This window comes from Salinarimonas sp. (assembly GCF_046292825.1).
In the GTDB taxonomy this organism is placed as follows: domain Bacteria; phylum Pseudomonadota; class Alphaproteobacteria; order Rhizobiales; family Beijerinckiaceae; genus Salinarimonas.
In genome coordinates this window covers 1-18,664 of the sequence record NZ_JBKBQG010000061.1, presented here as the reverse complement: position 1 = coordinate 18,664, position 18,664 = coordinate 1, and the positions used below count along the sequence as shown (strand labels likewise).

Annotated in this window: 15 protein-coding genes; 3 read left to right on the top strand and 12 right to left on the bottom strand. The window is 73.2% G+C overall.

What is annotated here, in order from left to right; translation table 11 throughout:
* Positions 1 to 216: 216 nt before the first annotated feature.
* The 11 genes from ACK4UM_RS19350 to ACK4UM_RS19300 all read right to left on the bottom strand — a co-directional run bounded on the left by ACK4UM_RS19350 (position 217) and on the right by ACK4UM_RS19300 (position 14,893).
* The gene (locus ACK4UM_RS19350) at positions 217 to 1,770 is read right to left on the bottom strand and encodes a 2-isopropylmalate synthase (RefSeq protein ID WP_409802478.1); all 1,554 of its coding nucleotides are present in this window, start codon (positions 1,768 to 1,770) and stop codon (positions 217 to 219) included.
* Positions 1,771 to 2,077: 307 nt separating this feature from the next.
* Positions 2,078 to 4,162 (bottom strand): methyl-accepting chemotaxis protein, encoded by a 2,085-nt coding sequence (locus ACK4UM_RS19345; protein ID WP_409802477.1) that lies wholly within the window; start codon positions 4,160 to 4,162, stop codon positions 2,078 to 2,080.
* Positions 4,163 to 4,276: 114 nt separating this feature from the next.
* Positions 4,277 to 6,253, bottom strand: a complete 1,977-nt coding sequence (locus tag ACK4UM_RS19340; protein ID WP_409802476.1) for a DUF882 domain-containing protein — start codon at positions 6,251 to 6,253, stop codon at positions 4,277 to 4,279.
* Between the two features lie 197 nt (positions 6,254 to 6,450).
* The gene (locus tag ACK4UM_RS19335; RefSeq protein WP_409802475.1) at positions 6,451 to 8,220 is read right to left on the bottom strand and encodes a murein L,D-transpeptidase; all 1,770 of its coding nucleotides are present in this window, start codon (positions 8,218 to 8,220) and stop codon (positions 6,451 to 6,453) included.
* 118 nt (positions 8,221 to 8,338) lie between these two features.
* A complete protein-coding gene (locus tag ACK4UM_RS19330) occupies positions 8,339 to 9,811 on the bottom strand; it encodes a sigma-54-dependent transcriptional regulator (RefSeq protein ID WP_409802474.1) in 1,473 nt (490 codons plus the stop codon).
* Positions 9,812 to 10,015: 204 nt separating this feature from the next.
* Entirely contained in the window at positions 10,016 to 10,633 is a 618-nt protein-coding gene (locus ACK4UM_RS19325) for an SH3 domain-containing protein (protein WP_409802473.1), read from the bottom strand.
* Between the two features lie 425 nt (positions 10,634 to 11,058).
* Positions 11,059 to 11,196 carry a hypothetical protein gene (locus ACK4UM_RS19320; protein ID WP_409802472.1) on the bottom strand — a complete coding sequence of 46 codons (138 nt, stop codon included), beginning with the start codon at positions 11,194 to 11,196 and terminating at the stop codon, positions 11,059 to 11,061.
* Positions 11,193 to 13,238, bottom strand: coding sequence for a methyl-accepting chemotaxis protein (locus ACK4UM_RS19315; protein ID WP_409802471.1), 2,046 nt, complete (start codon positions 13,236 to 13,238; stop codon positions 11,193 to 11,195). Before ACK4UM_RS19315 ends, ACK4UM_RS19320 begins: the two co-directional genes overlap by 4 nt.
* A gap of 232 nt (positions 13,239 to 13,470) precedes the next feature.
* Entirely contained in the window at positions 13,471 to 13,878 is a 408-nt protein-coding gene (locus ACK4UM_RS19310; RefSeq protein ID WP_409802470.1) for a thiol-disulfide oxidoreductase DCC family protein, read from the bottom strand.
* Positions 13,875 to 14,441, bottom strand: coding sequence for a hypothetical protein (locus ACK4UM_RS19305; protein WP_409802469.1), 567 nt, complete (start codon positions 14,439 to 14,441; stop codon positions 13,875 to 13,877). The genes ACK4UM_RS19310 and ACK4UM_RS19305 overlap by 4 nt, the downstream gene beginning before the upstream one ends.
* Complete coding sequence (locus ACK4UM_RS19300; RefSeq protein ID WP_409802468.1) at positions 14,330 to 14,893, bottom strand: NAD(P)-binding protein; 564 nt, start codon at positions 14,891 to 14,893, stop codon at positions 14,330 to 14,332. Before ACK4UM_RS19300 ends, ACK4UM_RS19305 begins: the two co-directional genes overlap by 112 nt.
* Positions 14,894 to 15,104: 211 nt before the next feature.
* Here ACK4UM_RS19300 and ACK4UM_RS19295 point away from each other — a divergent pair, with 211 nt between their 5' ends.
* The 3 genes from ACK4UM_RS19295 (at position 15,105) to ACK4UM_RS19285 (ending at position 17,350) form a co-directional block, all read left to right on the top strand.
* Positions 15,105 to 15,305: a hypothetical protein gene (locus ACK4UM_RS19295; RefSeq protein WP_409802467.1), complete on the top strand. Its 201-nt coding sequence runs from the start codon at positions 15,105 to 15,107 to the stop codon at positions 15,303 to 15,305.
* 112 nt (positions 15,306 to 15,417) lie between these two features.
* Positions 15,418 to 16,248: a DUF2189 domain-containing protein gene (locus ACK4UM_RS19290; protein ID WP_409802466.1), complete on the top strand. Its 831-nt coding sequence runs from the start codon at positions 15,418 to 15,420 to the stop codon at positions 16,246 to 16,248.
* A 112-nt stretch (positions 16,249 to 16,360) separates the two neighbouring features.
* Positions 16,361 to 17,350 carry an NAD(P)H-dependent flavin oxidoreductase gene (locus tag ACK4UM_RS19285; protein ID WP_409802465.1) on the top strand — a complete coding sequence of 330 codons (990 nt, stop codon included), beginning with the start codon at positions 16,361 to 16,363 and terminating at the stop codon, positions 17,348 to 17,350.
* Positions 17,351 to 17,572: 222 nt separating this feature from the next.
* Here ACK4UM_RS19285 and ACK4UM_RS19280 read toward each other — a convergent pair.
* Positions 17,573 to 18,664, bottom strand: a 1,092-nt coding sequence (locus ACK4UM_RS19280; RefSeq protein WP_409802464.1) for a gamma-glutamyltransferase, incomplete at its 5' end; no start/stop codon positions are given.

Here is an 18,664-nt window from a genome sequence, read left to right as displayed (position 1 = left end):
CCCGGCCGCGGCCGCTCCCGGGGCCACCCCCCCCTACGGGGAGGGATGCTCGCCGCCCCATCCCTCCCCGTAGGGGAGGGTGGACTTTCGAGCGGAGCGAGAAAGGCCGGGTGGGGCCCGGGTGGAGAACGTTCTTCACGCGTCGGGCCCCACCCGACCCCTGTCGCTGACGCTCCAGGGGCCACCCTCCCCTACGGGGAGGGATGCTCCCACTCTTCACTCCGCCGCGGCGTGTTGGGCGTGCATGCCCGCCCCTCTTGCGACGAGCTTGTTCAAAGCGACGAGATAGGCCTTGGCGGAGGCCACCAGCGTATCCGGGTCAGCGCCGCGGCCGGTGACCGAGCGGCCGTCGGCGGAGAGACGCACCGAAACCTCGGCCTGCGCGTCGGTGCCCTCGGTCACGGCGTGGACCTGATAGAGCTCCAGCGTCGCCTCGTGGGGCGCGAGCGCCTTGATCGCGTTGAAGACGGCGTCGACCGGCCCGTTGCCGTCGGCCTCCTCGGTGACGACGCGGCCGTCGATCGCGAGCCGCATCGTCGCGCGCTGGGGCCCGCGCGTGCCGGCGATCACGGTCAGCGAGACGAGGCGCATGCGGTCGTGGGCGGTCGCGATCTTCTCGTCGACGATCGCCTCGATGTCCTCGTCGTAGACGTGCTTCTTGCGGTCGGCGAGCGCCTTGAAGCGCTCGAAGGCGTCGTTGAGCTCGTTGTCGGAGAGCTTGTAGCCCAGTTCGGCGAGCTTCGAGCGAAAGGCGTTGCGGCCCGAATGCTTGCCCATCACGAGCGAGCTCGTGGAGACGCCGACCGATTCCGGCGTCATGATCTCGTAGGTCTGGGTGTGCTTGAGCATGCCGTCCTGGTGGATGCCGCTCTCGTGCGCGAAGGCGTTGCGGCCGACGATCGCCTTGTTGTACTGGACCGGGAACGAGGTCGCGGTCGCCACCACCTTCGAGGCGCGGGTGAGCATCGTCGTGTCGATGCCGGTCTCGTAGGGGAAGACGTCGGCGCGGGTCTTGATCGCCATGACGATCTCCTCGAGCGCCGCGTTGCCGGCGCGCTCGCCGATGCCGTTGATCGTGCATTCGATCTGCCGCGCGCCGCCCTGCACGCCGGCGAGCGAGTTGGCGACCGCCATGCCGAGATCGTCGTGGCAATGGACGGAGAAGATCGCCTTGTCCGCGTTCGGCACGCGCGTGCGCACCATCTCGAACAGAGCGCGGTATTCGGCGGGCGTCGTGTAGCCCACCGTGTCGGGAATGTTGATCGTCGTCGCGCCGGCCTTGATCGCCGCCTCGACGCAGCGGCAGAGGAAGTCGTGCTCGGTGCGGGTGCCGTCCTCGCAGGACCATTCGACGTCGTCGACGAGGTTGCGGGCGCGGGTGACCTGATCGATCACCATCTCGAGCACCGCGTCGGGCTCCTTCTGGAGCTTGTACTTCATGTGGACGGGCGAGGTGGAGATGAAGGTGTGGATGCGCGGGCGCACCGCATGGCGCACCGCCTCGCCGGCGCGCTCGATGTCCTTGGGATTGGCGCGCGACAGGCCGGCCACGACGGCGCGCTTCACGCGGCGCGCGATCTCGGAGACCGCCTCGAAATCGCCGACGGAGGCGATGGGAAAGCCCGCCTCGATGATGTCGACGCCCATCGCGTCGAGGAGCTCGGCGACCTCGAGCTTCTCCTCGAGCGTCATGGTCGCGCCGGGGCATTGCTCGCCGTCGCGCAGGGTGGTGTCGAAGATCAGGACGCGGTTCGAATCGGAATTGGCCATGGTCGTGTCTCTCTCGCTCGCTATCGGGATGAGGGCGCGCGCGGGTGCGGCGCCGCTTCGCGTCTCCCCTAAGGGCCCAGGCGCGCGCCCGGACGGCCCTCAGGGGCCGATAAGGAGAAGGAGGCCGACAAGGAGCGCGCCGCCGGCGACGGGCGTCGCGCGGATCTCGGTGGCGCAGAACTTGGAGCCGGCCAAAGCCACGGCTCTCTCCTCATGGTCGAGCATGTCCGGCATGCGGACACCGTCACACGTTTAGCCCCGACGCGCGCGGAAGGCAACCCCGCGCGCGCCGCGTTCCCACACCGCCTCAAGCCACGCGCAGGCGCTGGAGGAAGCGGCCGACCTCGCCCGCGAGCGTGTCGGCCTGGGCGCGCATCGAGGACGCCGCCCGCGAGGCCTCGCGCGCCGCATCGCCCGCCTCGAGCGTCGCCCGCGAGACGTCGCCGACGTCGACGGCGACCGCGCGGGTGCGCTCCGCGGCCGATCCGACCCGCTCCGCGATCTGCGCCGTCGCCACCGCCTGCCGATCGACGGCAGCCGAGATCTCCGCCGAGATGGCGTCGATCTCGCGCACGACGCCGCCGATCTCGTCGACCGCGCTCACCGCGCGGGCGGTCGTCTCCTGCATGGCGGCGATCTGCTCGGCGATCTCGCCGGTCGCGCGCGCGGTCTGGTTGGCGAGGCTCTTCACCTCCTGGGCGACGACGGCGAAGCCGCGTCCCGCTTCCCCCGCCCGGGCCGCTTCGATGGTGGCGTTGAGCGCGAGGAGGTTCGTCTGCTCGGCGATCTCGGCGATGAGGCGCAGCACGCCCTCGATCCGCGCCGCCGCCGCGGAGAGCTCGGCGACGGTCGCGCCGGTCCGCTCGGCGGTGCGCGAGGCGGTGCTGCCGATCTCGGCCGCGCGGCGCATGCGACGGGTCACGTCGGCGAGGGAGGCGGCGAGCGCCTCGGTGCCCTCTGCGATCTGAGCCATGGTGGTGCGGCTGTCCTCGGTGCCCTGGGCGGCGGAGGCCGAGCGCGCGGCGGTGCGGTCGACGGCGCTCGCGAGGGTGCCGGACGCGCCCTCCGCGTCGCGGGCGGCGGTGACGAGGGCGCTCGCCGCCCGGTCGACGACCTCCTCGAGGCGCCCGGCGATCTCGGCGAGCGTCGAGCGGCGCAGGCTCTCGGCCTGTTCCCGCTCGCGCTCCTGGAGGCCGCGCAGGCGCTCCATCTCCTGGGCGTTCGTCTTGAACACCTCGAGCGCGTCGGCGAGCCGGCCGATCTCGTCGCTGCCGCGCAGCGAATGCGCGTCGACCGCGAGATCGCCGGCGGCGAGGCGCTGGAGGAGACCGCTCATCGTACGCAGGCGGCCGCTGACGCGCGCCACCACGAACCAGAGGAGGAGGCCGCCGGCGGCAAGACCGATCGCGAGGCCGATGCCGGCGAGAAGCGCGTCGCGCCGCGCACCCTCCGCGAGAAGCCGCGCCTCCGCCAAGGCCGCGGCGGCTCCCGCCTCCGAGAGCGCGAGCGCGGGCGCGAGGAGGCGCGTCGCCTCCGCCTGGAAGGCCGCGAAATCGAGCGGGAAGGCGCCGCTCGGCGCCTCCGCCAGCATGCGCATGCGCAAGTCGCGATATTCGCCGAACAAGGACCCGGCGACCGCCGCCCCGGCGGCGTGCATCGCCGCCCCCGCATCCGCGTGCGCGAGCGCGTTGGCGATGGCGCCGCCGGTCGAGGCGGCTTGCGCGAAGCGCAGATCCGCGTCGTGGACCGTGACCGCGTCGAGCGGCCAGCGCGCCTGCGCGGCGGCGAGGAGGACGGCGGCGTCCTGGCTCGCGAATTCGCGCGCCTCCCAGCCGAGCCGCTGCACGCCGAGCCCGTGCGCGACGGCGGAGGGGATCGAGGCGCCGGCGGGATCGGCGAGGACGCCGAGATCGAACAGCCGCCGGGTGAGCGCGATCAGCTCCGGCGTGACGAGACGGGCGCGCTCGGCCGAGCGGCGGAAGGCGGTCTTGCCGGCCTCCTCGTCGACGGTGGCGCGCAGCTCCGCGAGCGCGGCGCGCACCGAGGCGACGCCCTCCGTCAGGGCGGCGATGCTCGGAACCGCGCGCGCGGCGCCCGCCACGGCCTCCAGACGATCGAGCGCGGCATCGACCTGCGGCCGCTCGGCATCGAGCCGCGCCCTGAGGACCTCGCCGATGGGCTCGCGCAGCGTCAAGGCGACCGAGCTGTAGGTGCGCTCCATCGAGAGCGCGGCGCTCGCGCGCCCGATCTCGACCTTGAGGGCAGCGCTCTCCTCGATCTGTCTCGCATCGCGGATTGCCGCAAGGTTCGTCTGGAGGATCGTCACGAGCGCGAATGCAAGCAGCGCACCGACGCAGAGGGACACGAGTGTCCCGAGAAAACGAATGGTCATGTACGGAGTGCCCCCGAGATCGAGCACTCTCGGATTACACGAGGCCGCTTAACGGATTGTTCTTCCGTCAGGACACCCGCGGCAATGGAGGCCGCCGCGGGCCGGCTCGCCCGCTCACTGGATGCGCGGCAGAGCGCGGACGGCGGGGCCCGCCACCAGACGATGCGTGTCGGCGACGGGGCGCTCGCGGGAGAAGCCGAGCGCGAGCCCCGTCGACGGCGCGGCGACGTAGCCGCGCGGCACGCGCTCGGGAGCCACCGCGTTGGCGGCCGCGGTTCGCACCCGCGCGGCGGCGGGCGGGGTCGCGGGAGCGGAGACCTCCGCCGCGAACAGGGCGGCGAGACCCGAGCGATCGGGCGCGCCGACGCTGCGCGGCGGGAGGGTCGAGGCCGTCGCGACGGGCAGCGGGCGGGCGGGCGCGGGCTCCGGCGTGGCGGACGCGCCGCGCAGGGCGCTCGCGAACACGTCCGGTGCGCTCGCATTCGCGCGGAACGTCGGGGCGAAGGCGGTGAGGCCGGCGATCCCCGTCGCGGCTTCCGCGGCGGACGGCGCGGCGGCGACCGCGAGCGGACGCTCGGCCGGGTTCGGCGGCAGCGGGACCGGGACGGACGCGAGCGTCGCGGCCGGCGTTTCGGGCTGCGGCGCGGCGGCGATCGCGACGGCGGGCCGGTCGAAACGCGGCGGCGGCAGCGGCGCGGCAGCGAAGTCCACGGCGCTCGTGTCGCGGGCGCCCTCGACGGCGGCATTCGGCGCCGCGGCATCGGGGGCGATGGCGCCGGGACGTCCGCCGGGCCCGGTCACCCAGACGAGACGCGGGCCGTCGGATTGCGGCTCGGCGCTCGGGCGCTGCGCCGGCGGCGGCAGGGCGGCGAAGGTCTGGCCCGGCGCGGCACGCTCGGCAGGGAGGGGCTGGGACGCGGCGGCGCTCGCGAGCGCGGCGACCTGCGCGCGCTCCTGCGGCGAGGCGGCGGGACGCGACGGCACGACCGGCGGCAACGGCGTCGGGACGGCCTCGGCGATCGCGACGGGCGGGGTCGGCGCGGGAGCGGCGACCGGAGCCTGCGGCGCGGGGGGAGGTGCGGGCGTCGCCACGACCGGCGCAGGCGGCGGGGCGGGAGCCGGAACCGGGGCCGGGGCCGGGGCCGGGGCCGACGCGGCGGGCTGGCGGGCGGGGGCCGGCGCCTGCTGCGCCGGTTGCGCCGGCCGCTGGTGGATCAGCGCGTAGCGCTGGTCGACCGGATCGATGTTCGAGGGCGTCGGCAGCTCGGCATAGGCCTCGTCGTCGGAGGCGTCCTGGTCGGTTCCGAACAGGATCGACCAGAGGCTGCGCTGGCGCGGCGTGGTCGAGGCGATCTGGGCGCCGCTCTCGCCGAGCACGATGCCGCCCGCGGCGAGCACCTGGCGGCGCGCCTCGTCGAAGCCGGACATCGGCTTGCCGTCGTCGGGGATGTGCACGGTCCGCCCGTCCGGGAACAGGCGCGAGAGCTGGGGCCGGGTCATGCGCGGCCAGTGCCGCACCGAGCCGACGTCGATATGGACGAAGGGCGTGTTCGCGCGCGGGTAGAAACCGACGCCGCCGCGCTGCATGCGCATGCCGATGTCGCGCAGACGCTGCGCCGGCACGTCGGGCAGATAGAAATCGACCGCGCGGCCTTGCGTGTGCTGGCTCGATTCGGCGACCGCACGCGAGCGGCGGCGCAGCATGGCGTTCGTCTCGGGCGAGCGATAGGCCGAGACGACGTGCAGCGCCTCCCGCGAGCCCGAGGAGCGGTGCACCTCCCAGAGCGCGTCGAACAGGCGCGGATCCATGCGCGTCTGCGCATCCCGACGCCAATCGCGGAAGATCCAGTTGAGCTGCCGCAGCGCCGCGTCGTCGTAGCGGCCGTTGCGGCGGAAGGTGACCGTGAGGCGCTCGCCCGTATGCATCTGCCGGATCGAGAGCGTGCGGGTATCCCCGTTCGCCACCGCGTCCTGCGTCCCCTGCGTGCCGGCGACGACGAGACCGAGCGCGAAGGCGCCGATCGCGAGGCGGCGTCCGATCGCTCGCGCGACGAGGACGGCCGGGTTCTGGCAGGAGCGCTGATCGGTCAAGATCTCGTGTCTCTACGTCAGGGGCGGCGCGCAATGGCCGCGGGCGGCGGGGAGAGATCGTGTAGGAGTATTTCGACGATAAGCGTTAAGGCCTCGTGAACCTTGCTCGGGTTTGCCGCCGCCTCTCTCGGCTAGGCCGCGAATGCGGCCAAGATGGGGCATGTGCGGCAGCCGGACGCAGGGCGCGCGCCGCCCCCTCACGATCCGAGCCCCAGCGCGTCCCGCACGAGCGCGTCGAACCCGTAGACGTCCTCGTGGACGCGCAGCCCCCCTGCCCCGTCCGGCGAGAGGGTGAAATAGGCGAGGTGCACCGGCACCGGATCCTCGAGGTGGATCGCCCGCTCGCCGCGCCCGACGAGACCCCGCAGCCGCTCCTCGGTCCAGCCCTGCGGCGAGAGCAGGAATTCGGCGAGCCGGAACGGGTTCTCGACGCGCACGCAGCCGGCGCTGTGGGCGCGGCGCAGGGTGTTGAACAAGGACCGGTTCGGCGTGTCGTGCAAATAGACGTGGTGGCCGTTCGGGAACATGAACTTGATCAGGCCGAGCGCGTTCGTCGGCCCCGGCGGCTGGCGCACGGAGATCGTGTTGCCGCGCCGGATCACCTCGAAGCCGCGCTCGGCCGCCGCGTCCGGATTCGCGCGAAGCAGCGGCAGCCAGTCGCGACGCAGGATCGAGGGCGGGACCGTCCAGGACGGGTTGACCACGAGATAGCGCATGCGATCGGAGAAAATCGGCGTTTGCGCGTCGGGCTTGCCGACGATGACGCGGGCGGTCTCGACGCGCACGCCGTCGGCATGCACCTCCATCTCGAAGGCCGGCACGTTGACGAAGACCATGCGCGCGCCGAGTTCGCGCGGCAGCCAGCGCCAGCGCTCCATGTTCGAGACGAGCTCGGCCTCGCGGCGGAGGGGATCGACCGAGGCGAGCGCCGCGATCGTCTGCGCGCCGACGACGCCGTCGGCGGCGAGGCCGTGCGCGCGCTGGAAATCCTCGACCAGGGCGGCGAGGCGGGTGTCGTAGAGCCGCTCGCGCTCGGGCGGATCGTCGCCGAGGCCGAAGCGGGCGCGCAGCAAGGGCACGCGCGGATCGCTCATGCCGACGCGCAGGGTCGGGCCGGGCGGCACCGCGACGAGCGGCTCGGCCGGGCCGCGGGCGCGCAGCTCGGCCAGCGCGGCGCGCAGCGCGCGGTAGCCCTCGTGCGGCGGGTGATGGTCGGCGAGCGCGCGGGCGGGGTCGTCCGCGGCGACGAGGCCGGCCAGCACGTCCGAAGCGCCCGGCAGGTCGAGCGCCGGGGTGATCATCGGGTGCAGCCGCTCGGGCTTCGGGATGCGTCCGCCGCGCGCGTCCTGCGCGTAGCGGACGATCGCCGCGGCGAAGGCGAGTTCCGCATCCGCGACCGCGCCGACGTCGCCGGGCGCGATCCGCGCGATGTCGGGGACGGCGTAGGCGGCCGGGTCGAGGCCCTCCTGCGCGGCGGCCTCGAGCACCGGCATCAGCGTCCGCGCGAGCGCGCTCGGGCCCGGACGCGGGCCCGCCGCGTCGACGAAGACCGGCCCGTGCCCGCGCGCGGCGTAGAAGGCCGCGATCTCGGCGACGTCCTCGGCACCGCGGCGAAGCGCGAGCGGCGGTGCCCCCGCGAGGCGGCCTGCGAGCGTCGTCGGCACCAGCCCCTCGATCGCGCCGAGAAGCGGCGGCGCCGGGAGGGCTGGCGCGGGCGACGGTGCGGGCACCGGCGCGGGGTCCTCGCGGCGCGATGGCGCGAGGCCCGGCGCCTCGGAGCGACGCGGCGCGGCGAGCGCGCTTCCCGCCTCGTCGATGGCGGCGAGGATCGCGGCGCCCTCCCCCGGCCCCGTCTCGCCGCGCACCGACGCGGCGCCCGGGAGGACGGCCAGTAGGACGAGGCCGACGGCGGCGGGGCCGGAGCGGACGATCCGCAGAGCCCGATTCGGAGGCGAGGATCTCGACATGGACCAGACTTGCCTTCCCGCGTCGCCCTCGATCAAGGGTGACGCGCGCATCCGATGTGAATTTTTTCTGAGTGTGACCCGTGCGCTGCAATGGCCGCGCGCGCCGCCGCGCACCCGGTCACGCCGCCTCCTCCTCGAGGCCGAATTCCTTGAGCTTGCGATAGAGCGTCGAGCGGCCGATGCCGAGGCGGCGGGAGACCTCCGACATGTGGCCGCGATAATGCTTGAGCGCGAAGCGGATCACCTCGGCCTCGAGGCTCTCGAGCGTGCGCAGCTGCCCGTCCTCGTCGAGGAGGCCCACCGCGTTCGGGTCCCTCACCTCGACGCGCACGACCTCCCGCAGAGGCGCCTGCGCGGTGCCGGTCTCGGCGAAAACGGGCGCGGGCGGGATGCGCACGTCGAAGCCGTCCATCTGCGCGGCGATCTGGGGAAACTCGTCGAGGCCGAGTTCGTCGTCGTCGCACAGGACGACGGCGCGGAAGATCGCGTTCTCGAGCTGGCGCACGTTGCCGGGCCAATCGTAGCGCACGAGGAGGTCCATCGCCTCGCGCGAGAGCCCGCGCACGCGCTTGCCCTCCTCGGCCGCGATGCGCGCCACGAAGGAGCGCACGAGATCGGGGATGTCCTCTCGGCGCGCGCGCAAGGGCGGCAGCGTCATCGGGAAGACGTTGAGGCGGTAATACAGGTCCTCGCGGAAGCGGCCCTGCTTGACGAGATCGAGGAGGCTCTTGTTCGTCGCCGAGATCAGCCGGATGTCAACGCGCACGCTCTTCTTGCCGCCGACGGGATCGACCTCGCCCTCCTGGATCGCGCGCAAGAGCTTGACCTGCGCGTCGAGCGGCAATTCGCCGATCTCGTCGAGGAAGAGCGTGCCGCCGTTCGCCTCGACGAACTTGCCCACATGCCGCTCGGTCGCCCCGGTGAAGGCCCCCTTCTCATGGCCGAACAGCGTCGATTCGACGAGGTTCTCGGGGATCGCGCCGCAATTGACCGTGACGAAGGGCTTGCCGCGGCGATCGCCCGAACCCTGGATCGCGCGGGCGAGCACCTCCTTGCCGACCCCCGATTCGCCCTCGATGAGCACGGGAATCGACGATTTCGCCGCCCGCTCGGCGAGGCGCACCACGCGCGCCATGTCGGCGGAGCGGCTCGCGAGATCCTTGAAGGTCATCGTGCCGGAGGCGCGGCGCTTCATGCGCCGGATCTCGTCCTCGAGCTGATCGACCCGCACCGCGTTCGCGATCGAGACCTGCAGGCGCTCGGCGCCGACGGGCTTCACCACGAAGTCGACCGCGCCCGCGCGCATCGCCTGCACGACGGTCTCGATCGAGCCGTGCGCGGTCTGCACGATCACCGGCGTGTCGATGCCCGAACCGCGCAGCGCTTCGAGGAGGCCCAGACCATCGAGCTCGGGCATGACGAGATCGAGGACGAGGACGTCGACCTCCTCGCCATCGGGCCCGCGCATCAGCGCGAGCGCCTCCTGACCGCTCTCGACGACCCGCGCCTCGTGGCCGAAGCGCCGCACCATGGCCTCGAGCAGGCGGCGCTGGACCGGATCGTCGTCGACGATGAGAACCGTGGTTGTCATATCGGGATCTCGTATGCGGGGGCGTGTCTCGTTTCGGGTCATACTCGTCTCCAGGAGTAAAGCGGGCCTTAACGGGGCGCGCGGAAGCGGTGGACAAAGCCCGCCGCGGGACGGCACGCCTAAACGCTCAAGAAAAACGCCCACGAAAAAGCCCCGCCCGGAGGGGCGGGGCGTCGGGGCGCGGTCCCGATCGTGCACAGGACGTCACTCGAAGAAGTCGCCTCCCGAGAGCGCGCCGCCGCGGGGGCGGGTCGGCGTCGGGGAGGGCGCCGGCTCGCTCGCCTCGCGCTGGCGCCGGGGCGGCGGGGGCGGCTCGGGGGCGAAGCGCTCCTCGGCGAAATCGTCGAAGCGGCGCGCCTCCTCGCGACGGTCCTCGCGACCGCGCGCACGGCCCCTCCCCTCGCCGCGTCCGCGCCCGCGATCCTCGCGCCAATGGCCGGGCGGCGGGCCGAATCGCTCGCGGTAGAAGTCGCGCTCGGAATACCAGCGGTCCCAATAGGTGCCGAACTCGAAGGTGATGATCGGCGCGACCCGGTAGATCGGCCGGCGGCGGTCGTGCTCGGCGAGGAACCGCGCCGAGACCCAACCGCGCTCCCAGCCGACATCCACGTCGCACCAGCTGAGATCGCCCACGCAGCCATAGACCACGACGGGCAGCCCGGCGGGCAGGACGGCGAGGACGGGATAGGCGGTGCCGGGACCGGCGCGCATGTTGAGGTCGGTCACGACGACCGCCCGCGCCCGCGCCTCGGCGTCGCCGGGCAGGGCGAGCACGCCGGCCGCGGCGGCGGCGATCAAGAGACCAGCGAGACGGGACTTCATCCGATCACTCCTTGTTCGAGGCGTGAGGATCGTCGCTCGCGCCTGAATGGCGACTGAATGCGAGGGGCCGAATTGTCGAGGCCTCCGGGTCCGAGAGGTCGAACATCTTTTCCCGCCCGTCATTCCGGGGCGCGAAGCGAGCCCGGAACCCAGAACCACGACGTGGCTTCGAGCGCGCATGCGCGCTCGTTCAGCAATCGTAGGGACCAATGCGTCCGCAGACGACCAATGCGTCGAAGGACGCAGCCTACAGGCTGCTGATCCGACGTCGGGAGTCTGGGTTCCGGGCTCGCTTCGCGCCCCGGAATGACGGCGTCGAGGTATCAGGCGAAAGATTGACGAACTCGCAGACCAGAATCGCATCCGAGACGAAAACGCCCGGCCGGACGGTGCGTCGGGCCGGGCGCGTTCGGTGCGAAGGGCTCTCAGACCACCCCGATCAGCCACAACAGGATGACGAGCGAGAGCGGGACGCCGAGAAGCCAGAGAATGATGGGCATGGGTGCCTCCAGATCGGTTGACTTGACCTGGAAACCCGTCGAGCCGCGGTTCCGTTCCCTCACGCCGCCGCGACGCGCGCGAGAAAGCCGTCGATCGTGTCGGAGAGCCGGCGCGTCTCCTCGCCGCTCGTGCGCGCGGCGCCGAGCACCTCCTCCGCCGATCCGGTGGTGCGGGTGGTCGCCTCCTCGACGGAGCCGATGGTCCGGGCGACGTCCTCGCTCGCGCGCGCGGCCGTCTCGACGTTGCGGGCGATCTCGCTCGTCGTCGCGCCCTGCTCCTCGACCGCGGCGGCGATGGAGGCGGTGTGGGTGTTGACCTCCTTCATGATCGCCGCGATCTGCTCGATATTCGCGACCGCCTGGCCGGTCTCGCCCTGGATCGCGGCGATCTGCTGGCCGATCTCGGCGGTGGCGCGCGCGGTCTGGTCGGCGAGGCTCTTCACCTCGCCGGCGACGACGGCGAAGCCCTTGCCGGCCTCGCCCGCCCGGGCCGCCTCGATGGTTGCGTTGAGCGCGAGCAGGTTCGTCTGCTCGGCGATCGAGCGGATCAGATCGACGACGTCGCCGATCCGGCGCGCGGCCTCGGCGAGGCCCGAGATGCGCCCGTTGGTCTCGTCGGCGGCGCGGGTCGCGCGCGAGACGACGTCCGTCGTGTAGCCGACCGCGCGGGCGATCTCGTCGACCGCCGCCTGCAGGCTCGCCGCGGCTTGCGCGGCCGAGTTCGCCGTGGCGCAGCTCTCCTGCGTCTGGGTGGCGCTCGAGCGGGCGAGCGTCGCGGTGCGGCCGGCGATCTCGGTGAGCGTGTTCGCGCTCGCCTGCATCTGGGTCATGTTGGCGGAGACGGTCTGCAGGATGCCGCGCACGTCCGTGCGGAAGCGGCCGATCAGGTCCTCGACGGCGCGCTGGCGGGCGGCGCGCGCGGCGGCCTCCGCCTCGGTCTCGCCGGCGAGGCGCTCGCGCTCGATGGCGTTCTTGCGGAACACCTCGACCGCGGCCGCCATGGCGCCGATCTCGTCCGAGCGCTCGCGACCGGGCACCGTGATCGAAATGTCGCCGTCGGCGAGCGAGCGCATCGCCGCGGTCATCGCGACGACCGGGCCCGCGATCGCGCGGCCGATCAGCACCGCCATCGCGATGCCGAGCGCGGCGAGGAGCGCGCTCGCGCCGATCGACAAGGTCGCGGTCGCCGTCGCGGAGGCGCGGGTGCCGGCCTCGATGGCGGTCGCGTCGGCGGTGGCGCTCGCGACGATCTCGGCCGTGGTCGCCGCGACCGCGCGCTCGGTCTCGCCGAGGACGCGCTCGCGCAGGCTCACGAGCTCGGCGCGCAGCATCACGGCTTCGAAGATGCCCGCCTGGAAGGTCTCCATGTGGCCGGCGACCTCGCCGAGCTGGTTGCGGCGCATCGCGTGGACGATGTTGCCGGCGAGCTGGCGGGTGCGGTTGAGCGCGAGGTCGATGTTGTTCTGCGCCATGCGCGCGTCCGGCGCATAGCCGGAGAGGTAGCGGGTCAGGCTCACCTGCGCGGTGAGCATGTCCTTCATGGCGTGGGCGAGGCCGTTCGCGGTGTCGTTGTCCTGGTCCATCGAGGCCGAGTAGACGACGAGGTTCATCGTGTTGATGGCGCTCTCGACGGCCGGGTCGAGCGTGTCGGCGACGAGCGTGTCGAGCCGCGCGCGGGTGGCGAACAGGGCGTCGAGGCCGCGCTCGAGCTCGCCCCAATGGCCGGCGATCCGCTCGAGCGCCTCCGCGCGGGCCCCATCCGCCGCCGCCGTGCGGGCGGCTGCGATGCGGCCGGCGAGCTCGGCGCGCTGCTCGGCGATCGCGGCGACGCGCGCGGGGCTCGATTCCGCGAGCTCGTCGCGCACGAGCACCATCAGGCGCCCCACCCCGAGTTCGAGCGCCTGCGCGGCCCGGCTTTCCTCCGCGACGCCGGAGAAGCTCTCGAAATCGCGCGAGACGCCCGCGACGTTCCAGGCGGTGAACAGGGCGACGCCGACCGCGAGCACCAGGAGCGCGCCGAAGCCGGCGGCGATCCGCGCACGCAGGCCGAAGGAGCGCGCGCGTCCGGCGGGAGCGTGCGTCGAGAGCGGGCTGGCTGAAGTCATGGGGGGCGTTCCGGTCCGCGAGCGTTTCGTTCGAGACCAGCGATACGGGACAAGCCTGAATGGATGGTTGATTTGCGCACGAGTTCGCGCGCCGCGGGGCTGCGACCGTTCGTTCCGGCGCATATTCGCGCAGTGCACAACAGTAGAATGTGAGAGATCGTCCATCCTGCGCGACGCGCGCGCGGCTCGCCCGCGGGCCCACGGCCGGCGAATTCAGGCGGTCTCCCCGTCCTTACGCTTGGCGCCCGGCGCGCGTGACCAGACGCACGAGATGCGGACGCAGCGGAAGGAACGCGCGATAGGCGCGCTCCAGGACGAAGGATACGCCCGGCAGCGCCGCGATCCGCCCCGCGAACGCCCAGCCCGGCAGCCGGCGCCAGAGCGCGGCGAAGCCGGCCGCGCCCGAGACGAGCCGCCCGTCGGCTTCGCGCACGTGGAAGCGCGCGAGCGCCTCCGCGCGGGTCAGGTCCGGCCCCGGCTCCGCATCGGGCGCGGAGACGTCGACGAAGGCGACGCGCTCGGCACCGCGCGCGCGGCGGTAATGGTCGATCTCGGCGCGGCAGAGCGGGCAGCCGCCGTCGTAATAGACGGTGAGGTCGCAGGCCGCCTCGCGGGCTCCCTCCGGCGTCGCCCCGCTCATCGCCCGCCCTCGCCTGCGCGAGCGCGCGCGCCGAAATCGCGCACGAGGGAAGCGGCGAGCGCGCGCCCGCTGTCGTAGGCCGCCTCGATGCGCGGGCCGAGGCACCAGTCGCCGCAGGCGCCGATCCCCGCCGCGGCATCCCACAGGCACGGCTCGCCGACCGCGCGCGACACGCGTGCGTAGCGCCAGCGATGGCCGATCGCGGCGAGCGGCTCCGCGCGCGCCCGCAACAGCCGCCCCGCCTCCGCGGCGAGGCTCGCGGCGATCTCGGCGGGGTCGCGCTCGAGATGGGTGCGCGAATAGGCGCTCGTCGCGTGCACGACGAAACGCGCGCCCGCGCCCTCGCGGCCTGGCTTGGCCCCGTCGTCGGCGATCCAGGCGACCGCCGGATGGTCGAACCGCGCCGCCCCATCGAAGGGCGCGGCGGCGCTGCCGGGGGCGAAGCGCAGCATCAGCGCGATCGTCGGCTCGTAGGCGGCCTGCGCGACCGCCTCCCCGAGCGCCGTGTCGAGGGGCGCCAGCAGCGCGTGCGTCTGCGGCGCGGGCGCCGTGACGAGGACCACGGCGAACGGCCCGCGAGCGCGCCCTCGGCGGATCGCACGAAGCGGCGCCCCGGCTCCCCCTCGACGGCGGCGACGGCGAACCCGGTCTCGATCGCGTTCTCTCGCGCGAGCCCTTCCGCGAGCCGCTTCACCGGCGCGCTCATGCCGGGCATCCCGACATAAACGCCGCCCTCGATCTGCCAGCGCGCGAGCACGCCCTGCGCCTCGAGCGCGGCGACCTCGCGGGCGAAATCCGCGCCCGTCGCGCGCATATATTGAGCGCCGTGGTCGAAGGCGCCCGCATCGCCGCGCCGCGTCGCCATCCGCCCGCCGACGCCGCGGCTCTTCTCGAAGACGCGCACGCGAAACCCAACGGCTGCGAGATCGCGGGCGGCGACGATGCCGGACAGTCCGGCGCCGACGATCGCGACGCTGCGCGCGGCGTCCTGCGCCGTCTCGTGGCGGTCGTCCATGGCGGCCCTCCTCCGTCGTCGCGGCGCGTTCGCGGCCCCGTCGTCGTCGAGGCCGGGAGGCGCCGATCGCTTCTTACGCACGAGCCGTCCCGTCGGACCGCCTTCGGGGCCTGCGGCGCTCGGCCCCAGTGCGGATCGCGCGCTCGTGACTTTGCCGTGAGCCCGAGCCGGTCCACACTCGCAAGCGAAATCCGAGACCACGGAGGACGTGATGCACGCACGCAACAAGGCCAGAGAGCTGCGCGACCTCGCCCGCGCCATGGCGCGCCAGGCGCGCATGCTGCGCGACGACGGGTTCGTCGCCCGCGCCCGCGAAGTGGCGCGCCGCGCCATCGCCCTCGATCGCCTCGCCTGGCTGATGGTCCGCCCGCAGCCGGCGCCGGTGCGGATCGACAGCCGTCGACGCGGCTGAACCGGACCTCGCGGCGGCCCGGCGGAAGCCGGCCTTCGTATCGAGACGGATAGCTTTTCTTCTCGTTTTCGGACGATGGTCTTCTCAATCGTTCGAAAGGAGGGGAACGTCCATGTCCGAACAGCCGGCGATCGAGCCGAACTCCATCGAGACGCCGCTCGCAGCGGCCGTCGCGCGCCGACCGGAGCCGGTGGTGCGCGCCATCACCCACGACGACGTCCGCGCCGCCCTCTCCGAGGGCTTGAGCGACTTTCGCGCCGCGCCCGCCTACGGGCTGTTCTTCGGCGCGGTCTACGCGGCGGGCGGCATCCTGCTCGTGCTCCTGACCGCCTATTCGGGCATGGGCTATCTCGCCTATCCGCTGGCGGCGGGCTTCGCGCTCATCGGCCCCTTCGTGGCGGTGGGGCTCTACGAGGTGAGCCGGCGGCGCGACGCGGGCGAGCCGCTCGGCTGGCGGCCGATCCTCGGCGTCGTCTTCAGCCAATCGCGCCGCGAGCTCGGCTGGATGGCCTTCGTGACGCTCTTCATCATGATCATCTGGCTCTACCAGGTGCGCCTGCTGCTGGCGATCTTCCTCGGCTTCCAGTCCTTCGCCTCGCTCGGCGAGTTCCTCACCGTGGTGTTCACGACGCCGGAGGGGCTGATGTTCCTCTTCGTCGGCAACATCGTCGGCGCGGTCCTGTCGGCGGCCCTGTTCTCGCTGACCGTGGTCTCCTTCCCGCTCCTCCTCGATCGCGACGTCGACTTCATCACGGCGATGATCACGAGCGTGAAGGCGGTGATCGCCGCGCCGGTGCCGATGCTCGGCTGGGCGGCCTTCATCGTGGCGAGCCTCGTCGTGGCCACCGTGCCGTTCTTCCTCGGCCTCCTGATCGTGCTGCCCGCCCTCGGCCACGCGACGTGGCGGCTCTACAAGCGCGCGGTGGAGCCGGCGGCGGGTTGAGGCGCGAGCGATCGCGCGCGCCGTCCTTGCGCACGCGGCCCTTGCGCCGCTCGGCCGGAAGGCGCATCTCGGCGGGAGCCTGTTCCCCCGCCCGCCGAGAGGTGCTCCGCCGATGACGATCCCTCCCATCCTCCAGGACCGCCTGCGCCTGCCCGTGATCGCGGCGCCGATGTTCATCGTCTCGGTGCCGGCGCTCGTGATCGCGCAGTGCAAGGCGGGGATCGTGGGCTCGTTTCCTGCGCTCAACGCTCGGCCTGCGAGCCAGCTCGACGAATGGCTGAGCGAAATAAAGGAGGCGCTCGCCGCCCACGACCGCGATCATCCGGAGCGCCCGGCGGCGCCCTACGCGGTCAACCAGATCGTCCACCGCTCGAACGATCGGCTCGAGGCCGATCTCGAGACGTGCGCGAAGCACCGCGTGCCGATCGTGATCACCTCGCTCGGCGCGCGCCCGGAGCTCAACGACGCGGTGCATTCCTGGGGCGGGATCACGCTGCACGACGTGATCAACCTCACCTTCGCGCGCAAGGCGATCGAGAAGGGCGCGGACGGGCTGATCGCGGTCGCCGCGGGGGCCGGCGGGCATGCGGGCACGCTCTCGCCCTTCGCGCTCGTCCAGGAGATCCGCGCCTTCTTCGACGGGCCGCTCGCGCTCTCGGGCGCCATCGCGACCGGCCGCGCGGTGCGTGCGGCCGAATTGATGGGTGCCGATTTCGCCTATGTCGGCTCGCCCTTCATCGCGACGAGCGAAGCGCGCGCGCAGGACGAGTACAAGCGCATGATCGTCGAGAGCGGCGCGGACGACATCCTCTACACGCCCTATTTCACCGGCGTCGCCGGCAATTACCTCTCCCCCTCGATCCGCAAGGCGGGCATCGACCCCGAGAGCTTGCGCGGCAAGGAGGCGCTGAGCATGGATTTCGGCACCGGCGGGGCCGACGCCAAGGCCTGGCGCGACATCTGGGGTGCGGGCCAGGGCATCGGCGCGGTCGATTCCGTCCTCCCCGCCGCCGACCTCGTCGCCCGCCTCGCGCGGGAATACGATGCGGCGCGCGCGGGGGAGACGCGGTTGCGGTTGCGGGGCGGGGCGTCGGCGGGGTGAGGGTCCTGTTCTATTCAGGTGTGTCATCCAGGACGCCGAAGGCGATCCGGGACCCATATCCACGACGTGTCGATCGCAGCCTGTAGGCTGCGTTTCGTCGACGGGAGCCGCGGTCGCGTAGCGCAACGAGCGCGACATGCGCGCTCGTCCGTGCGGCGGAGCGTATGGGTCCCGGGTCCGCTTCGCGGCCCGGGATGACAGGGACTTGCAAGCTCAGCCGCCTCACCCCCCGCACACCGCCCCGTCATAGGACGGATCGGCCGCGCCGTGCGTCGTGCCGTCCGGCTCGCGGGCCACCGCCTGGACGATGCCGAGATGGCGGCTCGGGTCGCGGCCGACGCGGGAGAGCTCGTAGCCGCGCTCGACGAAACGCCGGGTCGCCGCCTCGTCGAAATCGCTGTGCAGGCGCACGACCCCGCCGCTCCAGCCGAGCCGAGGCGCGGCGACGGCGTCGGCGAGGCCGAGCCCGCCGAGGCGGATCGCGGTGAGCACCTGGAAGATCGCGGACGGGATGCGCTCGCTGCCCGCCGCGCCGATCGCGAGCTCGGGCACGCCGTCCCGCAGGACGAGGGTCGGCGTCATCTCGGTGACGTCGCGCGCGCCCGCCGCCGGCCGCGCCGCCATGCGGTAGGAATGGGCGAAGAGGCAGCCGAGCTCGGGATCGGCGACGCCCGCGCCGAAATGCGGGCCGATCGAGGCGGTGAGCGCCACCATGCCCCCCTCCCCGTCCACGACCGACAGATGCGTCGTGTCGCGCTCGACGACGGGCGGCGGCGGGCCGAAGGCGGCGGCGAGACCCGCATTGTCGACGCTGCGCGCGAGGAGCGCCTCGATCGCGCCCGCCCGCTCGGCGGCGAAAGCGGGGTCGATCAGGCGCTCGTAGGCGAGACCGAACGGCTTCGGCGAGAGCGTGCCGACGACCTCCGGTCGGTCCGCATAGGCGCACAGGACGACGAGCGCGAGCGCCTCGCAAAAGCGCGGATCGGCGGGCGTCCAGCCGCCGGCCTCCAGGATCGCGAGCATCTCGACGAGACTGTGCCCCCAGCCCTGTCGACCGATCGTCACGACCTCGCGCGCGCCGAGCCGCAGCCGCAGGATCTCGCCGGTGCGGGTGTGGTCTTCGGCGAGGTCGGCCGCCGTGACGCAACCGCCGCCGGCGCGGATGCGCGCGGCGAGCCCCTCGCGGGTCGCGCGGTCCTCGACGGGGGCGGCGAGCCCCTCCTCGGCGAGGCGCGCGAGCGTGCGGGCGAGGACGGGCTGGCGCAGCCGCTCGCCGGCGCGCGGCAGCACGCCCGCGCCGCCGCCGAGGAGGCG